This window comes from Microbacterium sp. JZ70, assembly GCF_053903225.1.
Genome location: NZ_CP096405.1, coordinates 1,073,429 through 1,093,889, shown reverse-complemented (window position 1 = coordinate 1,093,889; position 20,461 = coordinate 1,073,429). Strand labels below are relative to the sequence as shown.

25 protein-coding genes and 2 tRNA genes are annotated in these 20,461 nt (G+C 72.3%); 9 read left to right on the top strand and 18 right to left on the bottom strand.

The features are described 5' to 3' along the window. Positions 1 to 6: 6 nt before the first annotated feature. Positions 7 to 222 carry a hypothetical protein gene (locus M1D46_RS04940; protein WP_456286795.1) on the top strand — a complete coding sequence of 72 codons (216 nt, stop codon included), beginning with the start codon at positions 7 to 9 and terminating at the stop codon, positions 220 to 222. On the opposite strand, the gene M1D46_RS04935 is transcribed toward M1D46_RS04940, so the two are convergent. Beyond that, a complete protein-coding gene (locus M1D46_RS04935; RefSeq protein ID WP_271174679.1) occupies positions 186 to 329 on the bottom strand; it encodes a hypothetical protein in 144 nt (47 codons plus the stop codon). The two genes, M1D46_RS04940 and M1D46_RS04935, sit on opposite strands and share 37 nt — an antisense overlap. 161 nt (positions 330 to 490) lie before the next feature. On the opposite strand from M1D46_RS04935, the gene M1D46_RS04930 reads away from it, so the two are divergent. Further along, positions 491 to 691 (top strand): hypothetical protein, encoded by a 201-nt coding sequence (locus M1D46_RS04930; RefSeq protein WP_282980453.1) that lies wholly within the window; start codon positions 491 to 493, stop codon positions 689 to 691. Positions 692 to 727: 36 nt separating this feature from the next. Then, positions 728 to 1,204: a hypothetical protein gene (locus tag M1D46_RS04925; protein ID WP_456286794.1), complete on the top strand. Its 477-nt coding sequence runs from the start codon at positions 728 to 730 to the stop codon at positions 1,202 to 1,204. A 3-nt stretch (positions 1,205 to 1,207) separates the two neighbouring features. Here M1D46_RS04925 and M1D46_RS04920 read toward each other — a convergent pair whose 3' ends face one another. The 3 genes from M1D46_RS04920 to M1D46_RS04910 form a co-directional block, all read right to left on the bottom strand. Then, complete coding sequence (locus M1D46_RS04920; protein ID WP_271174676.1) at positions 1,208 to 1,399, bottom strand: hypothetical protein; 192 nt, start codon at positions 1,397 to 1,399, stop codon at positions 1,208 to 1,210. A 17-nt stretch (positions 1,400 to 1,416) separates the two neighbouring features. Then, positions 1,417 to 1,914, bottom strand: a complete 498-nt coding sequence (locus tag M1D46_RS04915) for a pyridoxamine 5'-phosphate oxidase family protein (RefSeq protein WP_456286793.1) — start codon at positions 1,912 to 1,914, stop codon at positions 1,417 to 1,419. 78 nt (positions 1,915 to 1,992) lie between these two features. Then, positions 1,993 to 2,625 (bottom strand): TetR/AcrR family transcriptional regulator C-terminal ligand-binding domain-containing protein, encoded by a 633-nt coding sequence (locus M1D46_RS04910; RefSeq protein WP_456286792.1) that lies wholly within the window; start codon positions 2,623 to 2,625, stop codon positions 1,993 to 1,995. Positions 2,626 to 2,710: 85 nt separating this feature from the next. Here M1D46_RS04910 and M1D46_RS04905 point away from each other — a divergent pair, with 85 nt between their 5' ends. Further along, positions 2,711 to 3,448, top strand: coding sequence for an SDR family oxidoreductase (locus tag M1D46_RS04905; protein ID WP_456286791.1), 738 nt, complete (start codon positions 2,711 to 2,713; stop codon positions 3,446 to 3,448). A gap of 91 nt (positions 3,449 to 3,539) precedes the next feature. Further along, positions 3,540 to 4,628 (top strand): PQQ-dependent sugar dehydrogenase, encoded by a 1,089-nt coding sequence (locus M1D46_RS04900; protein ID WP_456286790.1) that lies wholly within the window; start codon positions 3,540 to 3,542, stop codon positions 4,626 to 4,628. A gap of 27 nt (positions 4,629 to 4,655) precedes the next feature. On the opposite strand, the gene M1D46_RS04895 is transcribed toward M1D46_RS04900, so the two are convergent. Then, positions 4,656 to 5,501 carry a helix-turn-helix transcriptional regulator gene (locus tag M1D46_RS04895; protein ID WP_456286789.1) on the bottom strand — a complete coding sequence of 282 codons (846 nt, stop codon included), beginning with the start codon at positions 5,499 to 5,501 and terminating at the stop codon, positions 4,656 to 4,658. A 128-nt stretch (positions 5,502 to 5,629) separates the two neighbouring features. Here M1D46_RS04895 and M1D46_RS04890 point away from each other — a divergent pair, with 128 nt between their 5' ends. From M1D46_RS04890 to M1D46_RS04880, 3 genes are read left to right on the top strand one after another with little or no spacing between them, the layout of a single operon-like run. Beyond that, positions 5,630 to 6,163, top strand: coding sequence for an MFS transporter (locus M1D46_RS04890; protein WP_456286788.1), 534 nt, complete (start codon positions 5,630 to 5,632; stop codon positions 6,161 to 6,163). After that, the gene (locus M1D46_RS04885; protein ID WP_456286787.1) at positions 6,163 to 6,591 is read left to right on the top strand and encodes a hypothetical protein; all 429 of its coding nucleotides are present in this window, start codon (positions 6,163 to 6,165) and stop codon (positions 6,589 to 6,591) included. Before M1D46_RS04890 ends, M1D46_RS04885 begins: the two co-directional genes overlap by 1 nt. Next, on the top strand, positions 6,588 to 7,628 hold the full coding sequence (locus tag M1D46_RS04880; RefSeq protein WP_456286786.1) for an SDR family NAD(P)-dependent oxidoreductase: 1,041 nt from the start codon (positions 6,588 to 6,590) through the stop codon (positions 7,626 to 7,628). Before M1D46_RS04885 ends, M1D46_RS04880 begins: the two co-directional genes overlap by 4 nt. Positions 7,629 to 7,693: 65 nt before the next feature. Here the strand turns inward: M1D46_RS04880 and M1D46_RS04875 are convergent. The 6 genes from M1D46_RS04875 to serS form a co-directional block, all read right to left on the bottom strand. After that, positions 7,694 to 7,786 (bottom strand) — tRNA-Ser (locus tag M1D46_RS04875). A 64-nt stretch (positions 7,787 to 7,850) separates the two neighbouring features. Continuing rightward, entirely contained in the window at positions 7,851 to 9,152 is a 1,302-nt protein-coding gene (locus M1D46_RS04870) for an LCP family protein (protein WP_456286785.1), read from the bottom strand. Positions 9,153 to 9,165: 13 nt separating this feature from the next. Continuing rightward, positions 9,166 to 10,482 carry an LCP family protein gene (locus tag M1D46_RS04865; RefSeq protein ID WP_456286784.1) on the bottom strand — a complete coding sequence of 439 codons (1,317 nt, stop codon included), beginning with the start codon at positions 10,480 to 10,482 and terminating at the stop codon, positions 9,166 to 9,168. 60 nt (positions 10,483 to 10,542) lie between these two features. Continuing rightward, positions 10,543 to 10,627 (bottom strand) — tRNA-Ser (locus tag M1D46_RS04860). Between the two features lie 93 nt (positions 10,628 to 10,720). Continuing rightward, complete coding sequence (locus M1D46_RS04855; RefSeq protein ID WP_271174672.1) at positions 10,721 to 11,569, bottom strand: HAD family hydrolase; 849 nt, start codon at positions 11,567 to 11,569, stop codon at positions 10,721 to 10,723. Continuing rightward, positions 11,566 to 12,831 carry a serine--tRNA ligase gene (gene serS, locus M1D46_RS04850; protein ID WP_456286783.1) on the bottom strand — a complete coding sequence of 422 codons (1,266 nt, stop codon included), beginning with the start codon at positions 12,829 to 12,831 and terminating at the stop codon, positions 11,566 to 11,568. The genes M1D46_RS04855 and serS overlap by 4 nt, the downstream gene beginning before the upstream one ends. A 58-nt stretch (positions 12,832 to 12,889) precedes the next feature. Between serS and M1D46_RS04845 the strand changes: the two genes are divergently transcribed. After that, positions 12,890 to 13,888, top strand: coding sequence for a diacylglycerol/lipid kinase family protein (locus M1D46_RS04845; protein ID WP_456284560.1), 999 nt, complete (start codon positions 12,890 to 12,892; stop codon positions 13,886 to 13,888). A gap of 4 nt (positions 13,889 to 13,892) precedes the next feature. On the opposite strand, the gene cls is transcribed toward M1D46_RS04845, so the two are convergent. The 7 genes from cls to M1D46_RS04810 all read right to left on the bottom strand — a co-directional run bounded on the left by cls (position 13,893) and on the right by M1D46_RS04810 (position 20,420). Beyond that, positions 13,893 to 15,353: a cardiolipin synthase gene (gene cls / locus M1D46_RS04840; protein ID WP_456286782.1), complete on the bottom strand. Its 1,461-nt coding sequence runs from the start codon at positions 15,351 to 15,353 to the stop codon at positions 13,893 to 13,895. 63 nt (positions 15,354 to 15,416) lie between these two features. Beyond that, complete coding sequence (locus M1D46_RS04835; protein WP_456286781.1) at positions 15,417 to 16,397, bottom strand: cation transporter; 981 nt, start codon at positions 16,395 to 16,397, stop codon at positions 15,417 to 15,419. Continuing rightward, the gene (locus M1D46_RS04830; RefSeq protein WP_282980439.1) at positions 16,394 to 16,909 is read right to left on the bottom strand and encodes a transglycosylase SLT domain-containing protein; all 516 of its coding nucleotides are present in this window, start codon (positions 16,907 to 16,909) and stop codon (positions 16,394 to 16,396) included. Before M1D46_RS04830 ends, M1D46_RS04835 begins: the two co-directional genes overlap by 4 nt. After that, the gene (locus M1D46_RS04825; RefSeq protein ID WP_282980438.1) at positions 16,909 to 17,361 is read right to left on the bottom strand and encodes a DUF4383 domain-containing protein; all 453 of its coding nucleotides are present in this window, start codon (positions 17,359 to 17,361) and stop codon (positions 16,909 to 16,911) included. Before M1D46_RS04825 ends, M1D46_RS04830 begins: the two co-directional genes overlap by 1 nt. 91 nt (positions 17,362 to 17,452) lie before the next feature. Further along, complete coding sequence (locus M1D46_RS04820) at positions 17,453 to 18,565, bottom strand: FAD-dependent oxidoreductase (protein ID WP_456286780.1); 1,113 nt, start codon at positions 18,563 to 18,565, stop codon at positions 17,453 to 17,455. Next, positions 18,562 to 19,269: a methyltransferase domain-containing protein gene (locus tag M1D46_RS04815; RefSeq protein ID WP_271174692.1), complete on the bottom strand. Its 708-nt coding sequence runs from the start codon at positions 19,267 to 19,269 to the stop codon at positions 18,562 to 18,564. The genes M1D46_RS04820 and M1D46_RS04815 overlap by 4 nt, the downstream gene beginning before the upstream one ends. Continuing rightward, a complete protein-coding gene (locus M1D46_RS04810) occupies positions 19,269 to 20,420 on the bottom strand; it encodes a type III polyketide synthase (RefSeq protein ID WP_456286779.1) in 1,152 nt (383 codons plus the stop codon). The genes M1D46_RS04815 and M1D46_RS04810 overlap by 1 nt, the downstream gene beginning before the upstream one ends. Between the last annotated feature and the right edge of the window lie 41 nt (positions 20,421 to 20,461).

The window sequence follows — 20,461 nt, the reverse complement described above, 5'->3', positions numbered from 1 at the left end:
GATCGCATGACCTCCCCGCGCAGCCAGCACCTCGTCGACCTCGCGACCGCGCGCGCGTGCGAGCACGGATGGCGCACGGAGTCGCGCCATCCGACGTCCGAGGGCGTCGTCCTCTACGTCCGCTGCACGCGGTGCGGCGCCCGACGTGTTGACCTGCTCGCCCCGGGCGCCGTCATGCCGACCGCTCAGACCTCTTCGTCGCGGTCGACGTCGGTGTACTGACCGGGCTCCTCGATGACCCGATCTGGCCGCCGCTCGCCGTCCGGCTCCTCGACGTCGGTGTACTCGCCCTCGTCCTCCTGGCGCTTGATCTCGTCTTCCCTGCCCATGGTGTCCTCCTCGTCGGGTCCTCTCCACCCTGCGGGAGGCGACCGGGCGACGTCATCCCCTTGCGCCGCGGGCCGTCTGGCGATAGCGCGAAGGCGTCGCCGCACATCCGGGGCTTGTCAACGCCCTCGCGCCATCCGCCCGCCCGCGCGAGGATCGCGACATGAGCGCAGAAGAGAAGAAGACGTCCGATTCCGACCTCGCGCGGGAGAACGCCGTGAGTGACCCCGACCGACTCCCTGACGAGGGCGCGCCCGGGCTCGGCTCGAGCGACGGGGAGGTGCCGCCCGATGCCATCCGCGGCCCCGGGCGCGACGATGCGGAGGACGATGACGACCGGGTGGAGGTCGAGGACCTCCCCTGACATCGACAGCGGCGGGGGCCGTGTGAGGATCGAGGCATGGCGTCTCGACACGGCCCCCTCACCGCGACCCCCGACGGCCTCGCGATCGGCGACGTCGCCGCGCGCCACGTCCGGCTCCGCGCGGACGGAGTCGCGGAGTGCGTCGGAGACGCGCCGAGGGCCGTGCTGCCATGGTCGGACATCCGCGCCCTGCGCTTCAGCCCGCCCACCACGATCTGGCCGTGGCCAGGAATGCAGGAGACGGTCGGCTCGCTGCTGCTCGCCGCGCTCGGCGACGTCAGCCCGCTGGGCGAGGTCGAGCGGTATCCGGTCGTCCTCACGGTCACCTCGGGCGACGAGGTGACGTGGGAGGTCGACCCGCACTACATCGCGGGCTACCGGCGGTCGCACGTGCGCTCGGCGCAGCGCATCGTCGCGGTGCTGACCTCGTCCGTCGAGTCTCGCGCCCTGCTGAGACATCCCGCCGACGCGCTCACGCGGCTCGCCGCCGTGGGGCGCCGAGCCGCGTGGTGAGGACTACTCCTCCTCGCCCGGGATCTCCGCGTCGATGACGCCGATGCCGACCGCGTGGTGGCTCGGCTCCCCCTCCTGCGGCTGAGGTGCCTTGGGCTCCTCACCCGGGTCCTTCTCCGTGCTGGGGTCGTCCAGGATGGTGTCGGCTGCCTCCTCGTCGACGCTCTCCTCGGGCTGGCTCTGGGCATCCGCCATGATGTGCTCCTCTCGATTCAGAGTTCGACGGCGCGGTTCTCGCCGACGTCGGGCTGCGTGCGCGTCACGACGGCCTTCGCGATCTTGAACGCCGACACGATGCCGGGCTCATCCGTCGCCCAGTACTCGGCGGACTCTGCGCGCACGCGGATGAGCGCGACGGTCGGATCCTCCCGCCCCTCGGGGAACCAGGCTTCGACCGCGGGGGTCCAGTACTCGTCCACCTTCGCCCGGTCGTGCACGACCTCCGCGGTGCCGGCGACCGAGAGGTAGCCCTTACCCGATTCGAACGCGACGTTCACGGCGGGGTGCACGGCGATGTCGCGCACCTTCTCGCTCGGGTCCTGGGTGAAGAACCAGAGATCGCCGTCGAACTCGACGTCCTGCGCGGCGAGCGGGCGGCTGTGGAGCTGCCCCTCGGGACTGGTGGTCGTGAGCAGCCCGATCTTGGCGGACCTCACGATCCCGGCGATGCGGGCGAGGTCCTCGTCGGTCGCGTGCGGCGTCTCCTGCATGTGGTCCTCCGTCGTCTCGAGGTGGGATCACGTGCGACGCTACGCGCGCAGGTCGCCAGGCGCACTCGGTTGACAGTGTCACCGGGCTGTGGCATCGGGCCTGGCCGCGCCGAAGAGCGCCTGGTCGACGAGGCGAGGAACGATCTCCTCGTCCAGCGGCACCTTGAGCACGAGGAGCCGGTGATAGCACGCACCCCAGAGCTGGTCCACGATGACGTCGAGGTCGACGTCGGGCCGGAGCTGGCCCCGCTGCTGAGCACTCTGCAGCCGCTTGCGCGCGAGCTCTCTCCGCGGGCGAGCGTAGCTCTCAGCCCACGCCGTTGCGACGTCCGGATCCCGCTGCGCCGCCCCGATGAGCTCCGAGACCGGGGCGGCCGCGCCACCCGTCAGCCACCGCACGAACGCCGTCAGCTGGGCGACGAGGTCCTCGCGCACGTCGCCCGTATCCGGGAAGTCGAGCACCGGGGCGCTCTGCGCAAAGTACGCCTCCGCCGCGAGCGCGCCCGGCGACGGCCACCATTTGTACAGCGTCATCCTGCTCGCGCCGGATTCGTCCGCGATGCGGCCGAACGTCACGGCCGACAGTCCCTCGCCGAGAAGGACGCGACCGGTCGCGGCGAGCACCTCCGCACGTACCTCGGCGGCGGGGCGACGACCTCGCCCGCGCCGCGGCGTCGCCGGCCTCTGCGGCGTGTTCGCCTCATCTCGCATCGTCCGAGAATACATCTGGACCCTCTGTCCATTTCCTCCGCGACACGGTAATGTACACGCTGTCCATATAAGGAACGGAGTCTTCATGAACAGCATCAGCGACCGTGTGGCCATCGTCACGGGCGGCTCAGGCGGCATCGGCGGTCTCGCCGCTCGGCGCCTCGCCTCCGAGGGCATGGACGTCGTCGTGCACTACGGCAGCAACCGGGAGGGTGCCGACGAGGTCGTCGCGGCGATCGAGGCCGCCGGCGGGCGCGCCATCGCCGCCTCGGCGGACATCGCCGAGGAAGCCGAGGCGAAGGCGCTCTTCGACCTCGCGGAGAAGGAGTTCGGCGGCGTGGACGTCCTCGTGCACACCGCCGGAATCATGCCGCTGTCGCCGCTCGAGCAGCTCGACCTCGAGGTCTTCGACCGCGTCCAGCGGGTCAATGTGCGCGGCACCTTCGTCGTCGACCAGCTCGCCGCTCAGCGCATCCGCCGCGGCGGCGCGATCATCAACTTCTCGACGTCGATCACGCGGCTCCAGTACCCGGCCTACGCTGCCTACGCGGCGTCGAAAGGGGCGGTCGAGGCCATCACGCTCATCCTCGCCCGCGAGCTGCGGGGTCGGGACATCACCGTGAACGCGATCGCGCCGGGCCCGACGGCGACGCCCCTGTTCTTCGAGGGCAAGAGCCAGGAGCTCATCGACCAGATCGCCGGCGGCAACCCGTTCCAGCGGCTCGGCACGCCGGAGGACATCGCCGAGGCGGTGGTCTTCCTCGCCGGCCCCGCCCGGTGGGTCAACGGGCAGAACATCTTCGTCAACGGCGGCGCCGCCTGAGCCGCCGTCGAGGAGAGAAGACGCATGAACACCCGACGCCGGGTCCGCGCGACGAGGGCGCGTCCCGCCGCCGCCCTGGCTCGTGCTCGGCATGCTGACTGCGTGCACGGGCACGGCAGACGCCGACGACGCGGATGGCTCGGCTCGGCCGAGTCGGCCCGCTGCGGCACCCGACAGGGCCGCCATCGCCACCCTGTCCGATCGTGTCGAGCTCACCACCGGACTGCGCTCTCCATGGGGACTGACGTTCCTGCCCGACGGGTCCGCCCTCGTCACCGAGCGACTCACCGCGCGGATCCTCCGCATTCCGGCAGGGGGCGGGCCGGCGCAGCCCGTCGGCGTCGTCCCCGACGTCGAGGGCTCGTCGGAGGGGGGCCTCCTCGGCATCGTCGCGTCGCCGACGTTCGAACAGGACCGCACCGTCTTCGCCTACCGGTCCGGGGCCGATGAGAATCAGGTCGTCGCGGTGAGGGTGGCCGACGACTGGCGCTCCCTGAGCGTCGAGCGCGTGCTCCTCGACGGCATCGAGACCGCCGACCGGCATCACGGCGGTCGGATCGCGATCGGCCCCGACGGGCACCTCTGGATCGGCACCGGCGACGCGTTCGAGCCCGAGAACGCGGCAACGGCCGACTCGCTCAACGGCAAGATCCTGCGCATCGCGGTGGACGGGAGCATCCCGGAGGACAATCCGCGGGACTCCCCCATCTACTCCTCGGGCCATCGCAACGTCCAGGGAATCGCCTTCGGCCCCGATGGCACGGCCTATGCCACGGAGCTCGGCCACCGCACGTGGGACGAGGTCAACGTCCTGCGCGCCGGCGCGGACTACGGCTGGCCGGAGACGGAGGGCATCGCGGGGGACACAGGAGAGCCGCCGATCACGACGATCCACCCCGACGAGGCGAGTCCATCCGGCGTCGCCTACGCGGGCGGATCGCTCTGGATCGGGGCGCTCGGCGGGCAGCGGCTCTGGCAGCTGCCCGTCGAGGGCGGCACGGCCGCGGCCGAGCCGATCGCCCATCTCGTCGAGGAGTACGGCCGCATCCGCACGGTCGAGGCCGCACCCGACGGCTCGCTGTGGCTGATCACGTCCAACACGGACGGAGCGACGTGGGGCGGCACTGAGCCGCGACCCGGCGACGACCGCATCCTGAGGGTCGAGGTGAGCGCTCGCTGAGCCCGTTCGACGCCACCGCGCTGCGGCTCAGCCCAGCGCGGTGGCGTCGAACCTCTGAGTGCCGATCACGGCGAGCAGCTCGAGCTTCTCGCCCGCGTCGCTCCCCTCGGCCGGGAAGAACACGCGCAGGCGGATGTCCGTCTCGGCGCTCAGCACGGCCTCGCAGGTCAGCGCGATCTCGCCGATGCTCGGAACAAGGAAGGTCTTCCGGTCGAAGCGGCGCACGGCGACGTCATGCCGCTCCCACAGCCGGCGGAACTCCTCGCTCTCCTGGAGGCTCCGGATGAGCCGCCGCACATCGGCGTCGCCGCCGCGGCGGGCAGAGGTCGCGCGCAGGTCGGCCACGTGAGCCGCGGAGTGCCGCTCCCAGTCCTCCCGCGGGAAGATCGCCCGCGTCTCCGGCCGCATGAACCACTGCCAGGTCACGCTCGCCTCGACTCCCGGCGACTGATTCCTCGGCCCCACGAGCGCCGCCGCGAGGCGGTTCTGCCACAGCACGACCTCGAGATCGGTCGCGATCAGCACGGGGACATCGGCGAGGCGATCGGCGAGGCGGAGCAGCCCCGGGCTGATGTGATGTCCTCCTCGCTGAGAAGGCGCGAAGCCGGCGAGGCGGAGAAGGTAGTCGCGCTCGTCCACGTCGAGACGCAGCGCCCGCGCGAGCGACGCGATGATGGGCTCCGACGGATGGGGCCGGCGCGCCTGCTCGATCCGCGCGTAGTAGTCGCTCGAGATGCCCGCGAGCTGGGCGACCTCCTCGCGCCGAAGGCCGGGCGCCCGACGCCGCACGCCGTCGGCCAGACCGACGTCGGCGGGGCGCAGCTGATCCCGACGACGGCGGAGGAAGGCGGCGAGCCCGGCGCGGTCGATCATGACCCCAGTATCGTTCGCGCGCTCTGAGCCATCCAGGGACGGGTCGTCCCTGGATGAAGCGGGCCTTCCTGCATCCCGGAGCGCCCGCGACGGTGGAGGCACCGCACCGAAATCAGATGGGAGCCGTGATGTCCCCGCCGGATGTCTCCACACGCCAGGGCTCTGCCCGCGTGATCGCGGTGCTGGGCGCGCTCGTCGCGCTCGGCCCGCTCACGATCGACATGTACCTGCCCGCGCTGCCGCGCGTCGTCTCCGACCTCGGAGCGTCTGACGCCCTCGTCCAGCTCACTCTCACCGGGACCCTGCTGGGCCTCGGGCTCGGTCAGCTCGCCATCGGCCCGCTGTCCGACGCCCTCGGGCGCCGTCGTCCGCTCCTCGCCGGCGTCGCCGTGCACGTCATCGCTTCCGCGCTCACCGCGTGCGCCGCCGACCTCGCCGCGATGGGCGCGCTGCGCATCCTGCAGGGGCTCGGCGCCGCGGCGGCGACGGTCGTCGCCATGGCGATCGTCCGCGACCTCTTCGACGGGCACCGGGCGGCCGCAGCCCTCTCCCGCCTCATGCTGGTGATGGGCGTCGCGCCCGTCCTCGCGCCGACGCTCGGGAGCGCCGTGCTGGTCGTCGGCGATTGGCGGTGGGTGTTCGCGGCTCCTGCGCTGTCGTGATGATCGCGAGCTCCCAGGTGAACCCCGTGCTGCTGCGGCATCACCGACCCGAGCGCATCGCCGCCGCCGCACTCGCGGCCGTCCTCGTCGCCGGCGTCGTGCTCATCACCCTGCAGCTGCTCCAGGTGGGCGGTGTCCTCGGCTTCCTGCTCCCCGTCGCCGTGATGCTCGCCGGCGGATGGCTCGTCATCCCGAACACGACGGCGGCCGCCCTCTCGCGCCACGGCGAGGCGGCAGGCACCGCAGCCGCCGTCATCGGCGCGGCGCAGTTCACCTGCGGCGCGCTCACGGCACCCGCGGTCGGAACCCTCGGCGGCGATGGACTCGCGACCGCCGTGGTGATGTCGGCGGCGGTCGCGCTGGCCGCCGTCGCGCTGACCCGCGCCCTCCTCCCCCTCCCCGCACTCACGACAGGAGAACTCTCATGACCAGCACCCAGCACCCCATCGGAACCGGCTTCTCACCCGCCTCCACCGCCGAGGAGGTCGCCGTGGGCATCGACCTCGCCGGGAAGAACGTCATCATCACCGGCGGGCACCAGGGCCTCGGCCGCGAGGCGACCCGCGTCCTCAGCGCAGCAGGAGCATCCGTCACGGTGGCTGCACGCGATCCGGAGCGCGCCGCCATCGCGCTCGAGGGCATCGCCCGCGTCGAGACCGCGCAGCTCGATCTGCTGGACCCGGCCTCGATCGACGCCTTCGTCGCCGGCTTCCTCGGGTCGGGTCGTCCGCTCCACATCCTGATCAACAACGCCGGGATCATGGCCGGCCCGCTCGTGCGCGACGCGCGCGGCTACGAGGCGAATCTCGCCACGAACCACCTCGGCCACTTCCAGCTCACGATCGGCCTCCTCCCCGCGCTGCGGGCAGCGGCCGGCGCCCGCGTGGTGAACATGACCTCCGGCGCCCACCGGCTCACGGGCATCCGCTTCGAGGATCCGAACTTCCTCGTCGACGACTACGACGGGCACGTCGCCTACGGCCAGTCGAAGACCGCCAATGTGCTGTTCGCCGTCGAGCTCGACCGCCGGTGGGCGGAGGTCGGCATCCGCGGCTACGCCGTGCACCCCGGCATCATCGTCGGCACGTCCCTCGGGCCGGCGCGCGCAGTCGGCGAGCGCATCGAGGCCCCGCAGGAGCTCCAGCGCGCGCAGGGCCTGATCGACGCGGAAGGGCGGCCGGTGATCGCGCCGGAGCACGGACTCAAGACCGTCGCGCAGGGTGCGAGCACCATGGTGTTCGCGGCGACGAGTCCCCTGCTCGAGGGCATCGGGGGCGTCTACCTCAAGGACAACGACATCTCCGCGGTCGACGCAACGCCGATGTCCGTCGCGTTCGACGGCCCGCCGCCCACCGATGTCGCGCCGCACGCGATCGATCCCGATGCCGCTCGACGGCTGTGGCACCTGAGCGAGGAGCTGCTGGCCGCAGGCGGTGGCGCCGAGTCGGCGCCTGCTGCGGACTAGCGCCGCCCTCGCAGCGCATACGCGAAGAGCCCGGCCCCGTGATCACGGGGCCGGGCTCTGACGTCTGGCGGAGACGGAGGGATTTGAACCCTCGGTCCCCTTAAAGGGGACTCCACCTTAGCAGGGTGGTGCACTAGGCCTGACTATGCGACGTCTCCAGGTGCCTGCACGCAGACACGTAGACCATCCTAACGGGTCCGAGGGGGTGCTGCGAACCGCGGCTCAGAGCACGCCCCGCCCGTTCGAGCAGGTGACCTGGCTCGCATCCGACCCGCGCACGTTCGCCCCCAGCTCCCCGCTCGCCGGTGTGCCGGCGGGGGCGGGCGTCGGCGCGGCCGAAGGCGCCCCGGATGCGGGCGTCTCGCCCGGGTCCTGCGTGCCCTCGGGCGCGGGCGCCTCCTCGCCCTCGGCGAGGACGGCGCCGCCGCCCGTGTCGCCCGTGATCTCGAGCGGGACGTTCTGCGCGAGCGCCACCCAAAGGGCCTCTGCGGACGCCTCGTCGGGTGCGACGCGGTTGCTGTTGTAGAGGTCGTCGACGACCGGGTACTGGACGAAGGTGAAGTCGGAGAGCGGGACGTCCGCCGCGGCCATCCCGATCTGCGCGAGCTTCACGGGGTCGGTGAGGCTCGATGACGGACGCACGCTCTCCAGCGTCGTCCGCGCGAGCGACAGGACCCTCCCGGCGTCGCGCAGCACCGCGTCGCTCATGAGCGTGCGGACGAGCGCGGTCATGTACACCTGCTGGTTGCCGATGCGGCCGAGGTCGCTCCCGTCGCCGACGCCCTGGCGCGTGCGCAGGAACTCGAGCGCCTGCTGTCCGACGAGGGTGTGCTGACCGGGTGCGAGCGCCAGACCGGTGTTCTTCTCGTCGTAGATGCCCTTGCCGCCGACGCACACCTCGACGCCGCCGATCGCATTCGTGATCTCGATCACGCCGCCCCACGTGATCGACGCCGCGTAGTCGATCTGCAGCCCCGACAGCGCCGAGAGCGCGTTCGCGACGCACGGGATGTCGCCCCGCTGATAGAGCTCGTTGAGCTGGATGCGATCGACAGCGGGCGCGGTGCCGCCCTCAGGGAGAGAGCACTCGGGCGCGCTGAGCATGAGGTCGCGCGGGAAGCTGATGACGGTGACCCTGCGCGGCTCCGGCGAGATGTGCATCACCAGGTTGACGTCGTTGAGGGCGCTCGCGCGCGTGGTCTCGTCGTACGTCACGCGTGGGTCGCACCGCCCCGGGAAGAGGTGCTTCGTCTCCTCCTCGCACGCGTCGAGGCCCGCGAAGAGGATGTTCACGCCCTCGTCGTCGAGTGCTCCGATGTCCGGCGGCGCCGATTCCTGCCCGTCGAGCACCACGGCGTCCTCGCTCCACGCCGAGGAGAAGTCCCACGCCGCGTAGGCGGCCACACCCGCACCGCTGACGAATGCGACCGTGAGCGCGACGCCGAGCACTCGGACGAGCTGCCGCATCGGCCCTGGCGTCCGCAGCAGCCCGTGCTGCGCGATCGTGCCCCGCCGCTGCGCCATCCGCGTGTCCGGCTCAGCCGACGCCGTTGGAGCAGGTGACCTGGCTCGCGTCGGAGCCGTGCACGTTGGCGCTCAGCTCGCCGCTCGCCGGGGTGTCGGTCGGGGCCGGCGTCTCCGTCATCGAGGGCGTCTCGGGCGTCGTGGTCTCCACGGGAGCCTGCGTGTCCTCGGGGGCGGGGGTCTCGGCCCCCTCCTCGCCCTCCGCGAGGATGGCGCCGCCGCCGGTGTCGCCCGTGATCTGCAGCGGGACGTTCTGCTCGAGAGCGGCCCACAGCGCCTCGGCCGAGGCGTAGTCCGGAGCGACGCGGTTGCTGTCGTACGGGTCGTCGACGACCGGGTACTGCACGAACGTGAAGTCCTGCAGAGGCACGTCCTTCGCGGCCATCGCGATCTGCACGAGCGTGACCGGGTTCGTCAGGCTCGACGACGGGTCGACGTTCTCGAGCGTCGTGCGCGCGAGCGTGAGCAGCGTGCTGGGATTGGACAGCACCTCCTCGCTCGTGAGCTTGCGCGCGAGCGCCGACATGTACACCTGCTGGTTGCTGATGCGGTTGAGGTCGCTGCCGCCCACGCCGTAGCGCGTGCGGAGGAACTGCAGGGCCTCGACGCCCGCGAGCGTGTACTTCTCCGACGGCGGGATCGCGAGGCCCGTGTGCTCGTCGTAGATGCCCTCTCCGCCGACGCACACGTCGACGCCGCCGATCGCGTTCGTGATCTCGATCACGCCACCCCACGTCACGGTCGCGCCGTAGTCGATCGTCTGGCCCGACAGCTCCTCGATCGTCTTCACGATGCAGCCGAGGTCGCCTCGGTAGTACGCCTCGTTGAGCTGCGTGCGCGAGAGCGCGGAGGCGACGTCGCCCTGCGGGTCGGTGCACTCCGGTCCCTCGACCATGAGGTCGCGGGGGAAGCTCACGACCGTCACGCGACGCGGCTCGGGCGAGATGTGCACGAGCATGTTGACGTCGTTCAGCACCTGCTCCCGCGACTCGGGGTCGTAGGCCGCGTCGTCGGGGCAGCGCCCGCCGAAGTACTGCTTGTACTCCTCCTCGCACGCGTCGAGGCCCGCGAAGAGGATGTTCACGCCCTTGTTGTCGAGCTCGCTGATGTCCGGCGGAGCGCCCTCCTGCCCCTCGAGCACGACCGCGTCCGCGCTGAAGGTCGCGCCGAAGTCGTACGCGGCGTAGCCGACCACGCCGAACGCGCTCACGATCACGACGGCGAGGGCGACGCCGAGCACGCGCAGCAGCTGCTGCACCGGTCCGGGCGAGGAGAGCTGCCCGTGGCGGGCGATCGTGCGCCGCACGGCGTGCTTCGGGGTCTCGCTCACTCGAGTCCTCTCGGGCTGGGACGAACGGTGCTCCGACCTCGGGGCGCGCGCCCCGCTCTGCGGAGGGTGTGGGATTCGAACCCACGGGACATTGCTGCCCACCGGTTTTCAAGACCGGATCCTTCGGCCGCTCGGACAACCCTCCGTGCCCCCGCTCGCGCGCGGACTGGCGTCGAGTCTAGTCGACCGGCCTTCCCGCTATTGTCGACGCGGTCCCTGGGCGAGCCCTGTCAGCGCCTCACGCGATCGTGGACGTCGCGGCGCCCAGCTCCGAGAGCGCGGCGGCCACTCCCCCGCCCTCGACGGGCAGCGTCAGCTGCGTCGCGCACTCCTGCACCTCGTCCGGCGCCTGGCCCATCGCGATGCCGCGACCGCCGCCCTCGTGCGCCCAGGTGAGCATCTCGATGTCGTTGCGGCCGTCGCCCATCGCGACGACGCGCGAGGGGTCGACCTCGAGCCACTCGCGCACCTTCTCGAGCGCTGTCGCCTTGTTGACGCCCTGCGGGGCGATGTCGAGCCACGCGGACCAGCCGACCGAGTAGGTCACCTGCTGCAGCCCCATCCGCTCGACGAACGCGTTGAACTCGTCGCCGTCGTGCTCGGGAGAGACGACGACCACGCGGGTCACCTGCAGGCCGAGCATCTCGTCGAACGCGACGTGGCGCGCGCCGGGACGGTTGAGGTCCCAGTCGTCCATGTACTCCGTGAAGAGGCGCGTGCCGTCGGCGAGCTCGACCATGTAGTTCGCGCCGGGGAGGTGCTCGCGGATGAACCGCAGCGCCTCGGTCGCATCGAACGTCTCGATCGTGTGGCGGATGTACCCGGTCGGGTCATCGGGGTCGCGCGACATGATCGTCGCCCCGTTCGCGCACACGACGTACGGCGGCAGGATGCCGAGATGCGTCATCACGGGATGGGTCGACTCCCAGCTGCGCCCGGTCGCGAGCGTCACGAGGTGCCCGCGCTCGGCGGCCTCGGCGACCGCCTCCTCGACGCCGGGGCTGTACGAGCCGTCCTCGAGCAGCACCGTTCCGTCGATGTCGAGCGCGATGAAGAGGCGCTCCTCCTCGGGCGCGGGGATCGTCACGCGATCGGCTCCATGACCTCGAGGCCGCCGAGGTAGGGGCGCAGCGGCTCGGGCACGACGACCGAGCCGTCCGCGCGCTGGTGCGTCTCGAGCAGCGCGACGATCCAGCGGGTCGTCGCGAGCGTGCCGTTCAGCGTCGCGACGTGCTGCGTGCGGCCGCCCTCGGGGCGGTGGCGGATGTCGAGACGGCGCGCCTGATAGGTCGTGCAGTTCGACGTCGACGTCAGCTCGCGGTACGCGCCCTGCGTCGGCACCCAGGCCTCGGTGTCGAACTTGCGCGCGGCGCTCGAGCCGAGGTCGCCCGCTGCCACGTCGATGACGCGGTACGCGAGGCCGAGCGAGGTGAGCATCTGCTCCTCGAGCGCGAGCAGGCGCTCGTGCTCGGCCTCCGCGTCCTCGGGCGCCGTGTAGACGAACATCTCGAGCTTGTTGAACTGGTGGACGCGGATGATCCCGCGGGTGTCCTTGCCGTGCGAGCCCGCCTCGCGGCGGTAGCACGTGGACCATCCGGCGTAGCGGATCGGACCGCCCTGCAGGTCGAGGATCTCGTCCTTGTGGTATCCGGCGAGCGCGACCTCGCTCGTGCCCACGAGGTAGAGGTCGTCCTCCTCGAGACGGTAGATCTCGTCGGCGTGGGCGCCGAGGAAGCCCGTGCCCGCCATGATGTCGGGCCGCACGAGGGTCGGCGTGATCATCGGCGTGAACCCGTGCTCGAGGGCGGTGTTCAGCGCGTAGTTCATGAGCGCCAGCTCGAGGCGCGCGCCGATGCCCGTGAGGAAGTAGAAGCGCGCACCCGAGACCTTCGCGCCGCGCTCCATGTCGATCGCGCCGAGCTTCTCGCCGAGCGCCAGGTGATCGAGCGGCTCGAAGTCGAACGCGGGGATCTCGCCCACGCGGCGCAGCTCGACGAAGTCGTCCTCGCCGCCTTCCGGCACGCCCTCGATGACGACGTTCTGGATCGCGTCCATCGCCGAGCGGAACGCGGCCTCGGCGTCGTTCGCGGCGGCCTGGGCGGCCTTCACACGGTCCGCGAGCTCCTTGGCCTGCGCCACGAGCGCGGACTTCTCGTCCTTGGGGGCCTTCGCGACGGTCTTGCCGAACGCGTTCTGCTCGGCGCGCAGCTCCTCGAACGCGGTGATCGCCGCACGGCGCGCCGCGTCGGCGGCGAGGGCCGCGTCGACCGTGTCGGGCGAACTGCCGCGCGCGACCTGAGAACGCTTGATGAGCTCGGGGTCTTCGCGGAGGAGTACGGGGTCGATCACCCTACGAGTCTAGGCGCGGGGCGCGCCCGGGCTCGCCGCCGCGACTTAGAGTGTGACCATGACCGCCCCCGCCGCCTCCGCGCAGCGAGCCGCGCTGGTCTACAACCCGGTCAAGGTCGCCTCGTCCGACGCCCTCCGGTCGGCGGTCGCGCTCGTCTCCCACGAGGCGGGATGGCTGCCGCCGCTCATCTTCGAGACGACGATCGAGGATCCGGGGCAGGAGGCGACGCGACGGGCGCTCGGGGAGGGCGTCTCGGCCGTGCTCGTCGCGGGCGGCGACGGCACGGTGCGCGCGGTCGCCGAGGCGATGAACGGGACGGGCGTGCGGCTCGCGATCGTCCCGAGCGGCACGGGCAACCTCCTCGCGCGCAACCTCCGTCTCCCCCTCACCGACCCGGCGGAGATGGTGCGGGCCGCGATCGACGGCGACACGGTCGCGATCGACCTGGGCATCGCGCGGCTGCGCCGCCCCGACGGCGCCGTCGAGGACCACGCCTTCGTCGTGATGGCGGGCATCGGCCTCGATGCGGCGATGATCGCCAACACCAACGCGAAGCTGAAGAAGCAGGTCGGCTGGGTCGCCTACGTCGACGGCGCCGCGCGGTCCCTCCCGGGCGCCGAGCCGTTCCGCGTCGTGTACCAGCTCGACGGCGGCCGCCTCCACGCGGCCAAGGTGCAGAGCGTCCTCTTCGCGAACTGCGGCGCGCTCCCGGCCGGCATCGAGCTCATCCCCGGCGCCTCGGTCGCCGACGGCCAGCTCGACATCGCCATCATCCAGCCATCCGGCCCGTTCGGCTGGCTCGGGGTCTTCCGCAAGGTGTGGTGGGACAACTCCGTCCTGCGGCGCTCTCGGCTCGGCCGCCGCGTCGTCGAGCGGCGCAGGGACACGTCGGTGCGGTTCCTGCGCGGCGAGGGGATCGAGACCGCGTCGGTCGACGTGCAGCCGGTCGAGCTCGACGGAGACGAGTTCGGCGAGGCGACCCGCGTCTACTGCCGCATCGAGAAGGGCGCCCTGCTCATGGCCGTGCCGAAGGGGCACCCGACCGACCGGCTCTGACCGGTCACTGCAGCGCCGACGTGAGCCGCGCGAGGTTGTCGAGCACGCGGCTCCCGAACGGCCGGCGCACCCAGTCCACGAGCGAGAGCCGCGTGCTGCGGTCGCGGTAGTCGTCCTCCACGCGGCGCAGCTGCTGCACGAACTCCTCGCCGCGCACGAGCAGCGAGACCTCGAAGTTGAGGCCGAACGAGCGCATGTCCATGTTGCTCGATCCGATGACGGCGACCTCGTCGTCGATCGAGAGCGTCTTCGTGTGCAGGATGTACGGCGGTGGGAAGAGGTAGATCCGCACGCCGGCCCGCAGGAGCGCCTCGTAGTAGCTCCGCTGCGCGTGGAACACCATCGCCTGGTCGCTGATCTCCGACACGAAGAGCTCGACCCGCACGCCCCGCGAGACCGCCGCGCTGACGGCGAGCATGAGCGCCTCGTCGGGGACGAAGTACGGGCTGATCATGATGATCTTCTCCTGCGCCGCGTACATGAGCCCGAGGAACAGGCGCAGGTTGTTCTCGACCTCGAACCCGGGTCCCGACGGCACCACCTGGCAGTCGAGGTCGCCCGACCCGGCGTCCATCTCGCGCAGGTCGACGCCCGCCGGCGTCTCGCCGGTCTCGCTGTAGTAGTCGCTGAGGAAGACCGCGTCGACGCTCGAGACGACGGGCCCGTCGAGCCGCACCATGAGGTCGACCCACTGCAGGCCGCGCTTGATGTTCGCGCGCACGTTGTAGCTCGCGTCCGTGACGTTCTGGGAGCCGAGGTACGCGACCTCGCCGTCGACGATGAGCAGCTTGCGGTGGTTGCGCAGATCGGGGCGCTGCCAGCGGCCGTGAAGCGGCCGCAGCGGAAGGAGGTAGTGCCAGTCCGCGCCCATCCGCTCGAGGCGGTCGCGCGTCCGGCGATGCAGCGGCTTGGAGAGGTTCGCCCAGTGATCCATGAGCACGCGCACGGGGATGCCGCGCGCGCACGCCTCCTCGAGCGCGCGGAAGAAGTTCTCCGTCGACCGGTCGGACTTGAGGATGTAGAACTCCACGTGCACGTAGCGCCGGGCGGAGCGGATGGCCTCGGCCATCTCGTCGAGGCTCTCCTGGTATCCCGTGACGAGGCGCACGCCGTTGTCGCCCGAGAGCGGAAGGGCGCCGAGCTCGCGGTTCATCCGAACGAGGGAGGTGAACCACTCCGGCTCGTGCGGCCGCAGCGTCCCGCGCTCGAGGTGCTCGTTCGCCTCGCGCAGCACGGCGTTGATCTCGGTCTGCATCCGCCGGCGCTTGCGCGGCAGCCGCGGGTTGCCGATGAGGAGGAAGAGGAGCATGCCCGGGATCGGCAGGAGGAAGATCGCGAGCAGCCATGCCATCGCCGAGGTCGGCTTGCGGTTGCCGGGGACGACGATGAGCGCGACGATGCGGACGATGATGTCGACGACCGTGTAGGCGCCGAACCAGAACGCGGAATTCGCCCACCAGTCCATCGGCATCCTCCTCGTCCCCGCCAGCCTAGCGAAGCGGGGACCGAGGCCCCGCGCCGCGCCGACTCAGCGCGCCGGGTCGGCTTCCTCGGGGAGCACGTCGACGGGGATGACCTGCACGTCGCGGATCTTCCAGTCGAGCGCCGCCACGGCCTGCGACGCGCGCACGAGCCGGTCGACGGCGACCCGGCCGCGACGCGGGATGACGAAGGCCTCGATGTGGAGGACCTGCCCCTGGTCGCGCACGCGCACGGCGGCGTCCTCGATCCAGCGCAGGGAGCGCAGCCGCGTCACGGCCGCGGCCGCGAGCGGATGCGGGGCCGCGTCGTCGTAGGTGAGCGCGCGGCGGTCCATGAGGTCGACGACCGCGGAGCGGGTATTGCGCACGCCGTCCCACACGATGCCGACGGAGATGAAGAGGGCCGCGGCACCGTCCAGCCACCAGACGCCGATGCCGACGCCGAGCACGCCGACGATCGACGCCGCGTTCGTGTGCCAGTCGGCCTTCGCCATGTCGGCGTCGGCGTACAGGAGCTTGTTGTGGAGCACGGGCGCGAGGCGCGCCTTGGCCGGGCCGTAGAGGAAGACCGGGCCGACGACGATGACGACCATCACGGCCACCATGAGCCAGCCGAGCCAGACGGTGTGGCCGAAGAGCCGCACCGTCCCGATGGTCGGATGCTCCTGCGAGACGAGCCCGACGACGGCCTCGACCGCGAGGTTCAGGCCGACCGTGAGCAGGGCGACCCCCGCCACGAGGTGGCCCACGCCCATCGCCCGGTGCTTGCCGAAGGGGTATCGGCGCGAGGGCGCGCTGCGCACGAACGGCAGGGCGACGAGGAAGGCGAGCTGCGGGATGAGGGAGAGCATGTCCTCGATCCACGCGGTCCGCATGGCCTGCGAGTTGCCGACCACGAGGGCGACGAGGGCGATCGTGACCGTCGTGTAGCAGATCGTGAAGATCTCCCAGCGGACGGCGCTGCGCAGCGCGCCGCGCTGCTCATCCGGCAGGTCGGCGCGGCCGAAGCGCCGCCAGGTCTCGCTCATCCGCCGACCTCCTCGTCGAGGTGGCTCTCGAGCGCCGACAGGAGCCGGTTCTCGCCGAGCGGGACGAGCATGACGATCGACCGCCCCTCGGCGCCCGGCACGCCGGGGTAGCCGCGCGTCACCCCGACGCGGTCGACCCACGGCGTCTGGTCGGTGAACCCGCCGACCGCGAGGTCGATGCTCCCGCGCTCGAGCAGGCCCACGAGGGACTCCTCGCTCGCCCATGTCCACTCCACGCGCGCCCCGACCTCGTCGGCGAACCCCTCCGCGAGGTCGGCGAGGGGCCCTTCCGCCGCGCCGCCCGGCCCCTCCTCGACGAGGCCCTCCTCGTCCGTCGCCCCGACCTCGAGCACGCCGTCCGCGATCACGCGGTCGAGCGTGCCGTCGGGGTCCTCCGGAACGCGCAGGCCGCATCCGGGCGCCGCGAGGAGCGCGCCGATGGCGAGCCCCGCGCACAGCGCGCGAGCCGCCGCCCGCGCACGGCGGACGGCGGCTCGCGCGTGCCTGGACATCAGACCCGGTTGCGCGCGTCCCGCCCGAGGAAGACGCCGAGCGCGATCATCGCCACCGCGAGGACGAGGTGGAGCCAGTTGTCCGCTGCGTTGAGGGGGACGAAGTTCGCCGCGTGGTCGTGCGGCACGACGAGGCCGTACACCCAGAGCACCGCGTACAGCGCGCCGCCCACGATGAGGTACCCCTTCGACCCCGGCGCCGACCCGGCGAGCGCGAGCCCCGCGACGCCGAACATGACGTGGACGAGGTTGTGCAGGACCGACACCTGGAAGATCCCCAGCAGCATCGCGCCGGACGTGTGCGTGGCGAACTCGAGCTGGTCGGTCCCCGTCGTGATCCCGGGGATGAACCCGGCGATGCCGACGAGCAGGAACACGATGCCGAACACGAGCGCGGCCTTCTGGATGGCCGTGCCGGCGTACCGGACCCTGTTCACGGTTCTGTCGCTCATTCTTGTGTCTCCTCTGCTGCTGTGATTGCCGTTCCCCCAGGCAACCGCGCGCGGCGCACCCGCGGCAGGGGGTTGACACCGCGCCGCCGCGTCAGAGTCCGCGCATCGTGAAGGCCGCGCTGAGCGCTCCGCGGAAGGGCGCGGATGAGAGCGCGCGCACGGCGACGTCGCGCACCGCGAGCGCCGCGCCGGCGCGGGGCGCGCCCATCGCCATGTTGAAGCGGGCTCGGCGCATGGCGCGGCGCGCGGCGGCCCTGCGCTCCTCCGCCCAGCCCGCCCAGGGCTCCTCCCCCTCGGCTCCCCGCGCGCGGACCGCGGCGAAGGCCTCGGCGAACGCGAGCGCGTCGAGCCATCCGAGATTCATCCCCTGCCCGCCGATCGGGCTGATCTCGTGCGCCGCATCGCCGACGAGCGCGATCCGTCCCCGCGCGAACGCGCGCGCCATCCGCTGCCGCGCGGCGAATCGGCTCGGCTCTTCCAGCCCCTCGAGGTCGACGCCCACGCGCTCGCGCACGAGAGCCGCGAAGCCCGTCGCCGTCTCCGGTCCCGCGCTGTCGTCGACGCGCACGACCCATCGGCGTCGGCCGCCCGGGAGCGGGAACGACTCCACGACGCCGTCGCGCTCGAGGTGGAGGAGCGCCGTCTCGGGCCGCCCCGTCGTGTCGTCGGCATCCGCCATGACCCACCGCGTGTCGGGATCGCGGCGCTCCCACCCGATCCCCGCGGCCGTGCGGACCGCGCTGCGCGTGCCGTCCGCGCCGACGACGGCGCGGGCGCGCACGATGCCGTCATCCGTCCGCAGCTCGACGCCGCCCGCGACGGAGCGCAGGTCCCGCACGCTCTCGCCGCGACGGAGCGCGCCGGGGTCGAGCGCGCGCACGCGCTGCACGAGGAGGGCCTCCGTGCGGTGCTGAGGGAGGGTGCGAACGGGCTCGTCGAACGCGAGCGCGCCGAGCGTCCGGCCGTCGCGGAGCGCCTCGCCGCCGCGCACGAGCGCCGCCTCGCCGCGGACGCGGTCGCCGACGCCCGCCGCGTCGAGCGCCGCGAGCCCGGGCGGATGGATGCCGATCGCGCGCGTGCTGGCGGAGGGCGCCTGCGCCCGCTCGAGGACGACGATGTTGGCGCCGCCCTGCGCGAGCAGCGCGGCGACGAGCAGGCCCACCGGCCCCGCGCCGACGATCGCGGCGTCGTGCACGCGCGTCATGCCTCGCGCACCGCCTCGACGCGCGCGGGCCATCCCCTCTCCACGCGCCAGCCCGTCGGGACGAGCTGCGCGAGCTCGCGCGCCGTCCGGCTGCGGCGGATCGACGTGAGACCGTCCTCGCGCAGGAACGTGCCCCGCAGGACGAACGGCACGAAGGGCAGCGTCCCGATCCAGAACGCGAGGTACGCACCCCGCGAGCGCTCGATGTCGCGGTGGACGGCGACGCCGCCCGGTCGCAGCAGCTGCGCGGACTCATCGAGGAGCGCGGTGACCTCCGCGTCGGAGAGGTGGTGGAGCACGTGGTTGGACACGACCACGTCGAAGCGCTCACCGGTCGCGATCACGGCCGCCGCATCCATCTGCCGCACTCGCAGCCCGCGCCCCCGAGGACCACGCGCCGCGAACGCGAACGCGCGCGGGTCGGGGTCGATCGCGAGCACGTCGAGCCGGCCGCGCTCGCGGCGAGCCCATCGGCACACCGCGCGAGGGAAGTCGGCCCCGCCCGTGCCGATGTCGAGGAGGCGCACGTCGCCCTGCCTCAGGCGCGGCGCGATCCAGCGGCGGTACGTCGCTCGCGGCGACGCGACGACCGCGTTGACGAGGCCGAAGCGCGCGTAGGTCCGCGCGAGCCGCTCCGGGTCGCAGTGCGGGTCGTCCATCCGCTCGGTCGCGACGGCGTCGCGCACGGCGAGCCGCCCCGGCATCACGAGCCCCGCAGGGTGAGCAGCGCCGACTCCACCGTGAGGCCCGGGCCGAACGCCATCGCGACGACGCGCTCGCCGGCCGATGCGGCGGGCGAGTCGAGGATGTGCCGGAGCACGAAGAGCACGGTGGCGCTGGACATGTTGCCGAAGTCGCGCAGCGTGGCGCGCGCGGGCAGCAGCTGCGCCTCGCTCAGCTCGAGCGCCGACTCGACCTTGTCGAGGATGCTCCGGCCGCCGGGATGGATGGCCCAGTGCGGGATGGCCTCGCTCGCTCGCCTCTCGTCGAGAGCGCGCTCGAGACGGGGCTCGGGTGCGAAGAGCGGACGCACGGCTCCCGTCACGTGCTGCCCGAGGATCGCGGGGACCGCGTTGGAGAGGACCATCTCGAAGCCGTGGTCGCCGATGCGCCACGCCATGTCGCTCTCGCCCTCGGGCGCGACGCGCGACGCGAAGCGCTCGAGCTCGAAGCCGGGCTCGTGCGCCGAGACGGGGCGGGAGGTGACGAGCGCCGCCCCGGCTCCGTCGCCGAAGAGCGACGTCGCGACGATCGTGTCGGGGTCGTTCGAGGTCCGCAGGTGCAGCGTGCACAGCTCGACGCTGATCACGAGGACGACGGCGTCGGGGTCGGCCTGCGCGAGCTGGCTCGCGAGCCGCAGCGCGGGGAGGGACGCGTAGCAGCCCATGAAGCCGAGGTGGAAGCGCTGGACGTCGGGCGGGAGGCCCAGGTCGCGCGCCACGACGAAGTCGGGCCCGGGCGCGTAGAACCCCGTGCACGACACCGTGATGACGTGGGTGACATCGTCGGCCGAGAAGTCCTCCTGCTGCGCGAGCGCGGCGCGGCCGGCCTCGACGTAGAGGCGGCTCGCCTCGACCGCGTAGATGTCGTTGCGCAGCTTCGTGCCGGGAGACGCGAGCTCGCCCGTGGTCGGGTCGTAGAAGCGGCGCTCCGCGCCCGGCTCGGCCGTGCGGTCGCCGAGCTCGGTGAGCACGGTGTAGCGGCGCTCGATGCCCGAGACGCCGAACGACGTGCTGACGATCCGCTGCGAGAGGCGGGTGAGCCCCGGTTGCGCCGCGAACACCTCCCTCACCTCGTCCTGATGGAGCACGGTCGGCGGCACGACGGTCGCGAGGCCGGTCAGTGTGACGGTCATGGCGCGACAGTATCCGCGGCCGCGGGCCCGCGACAGGGGGT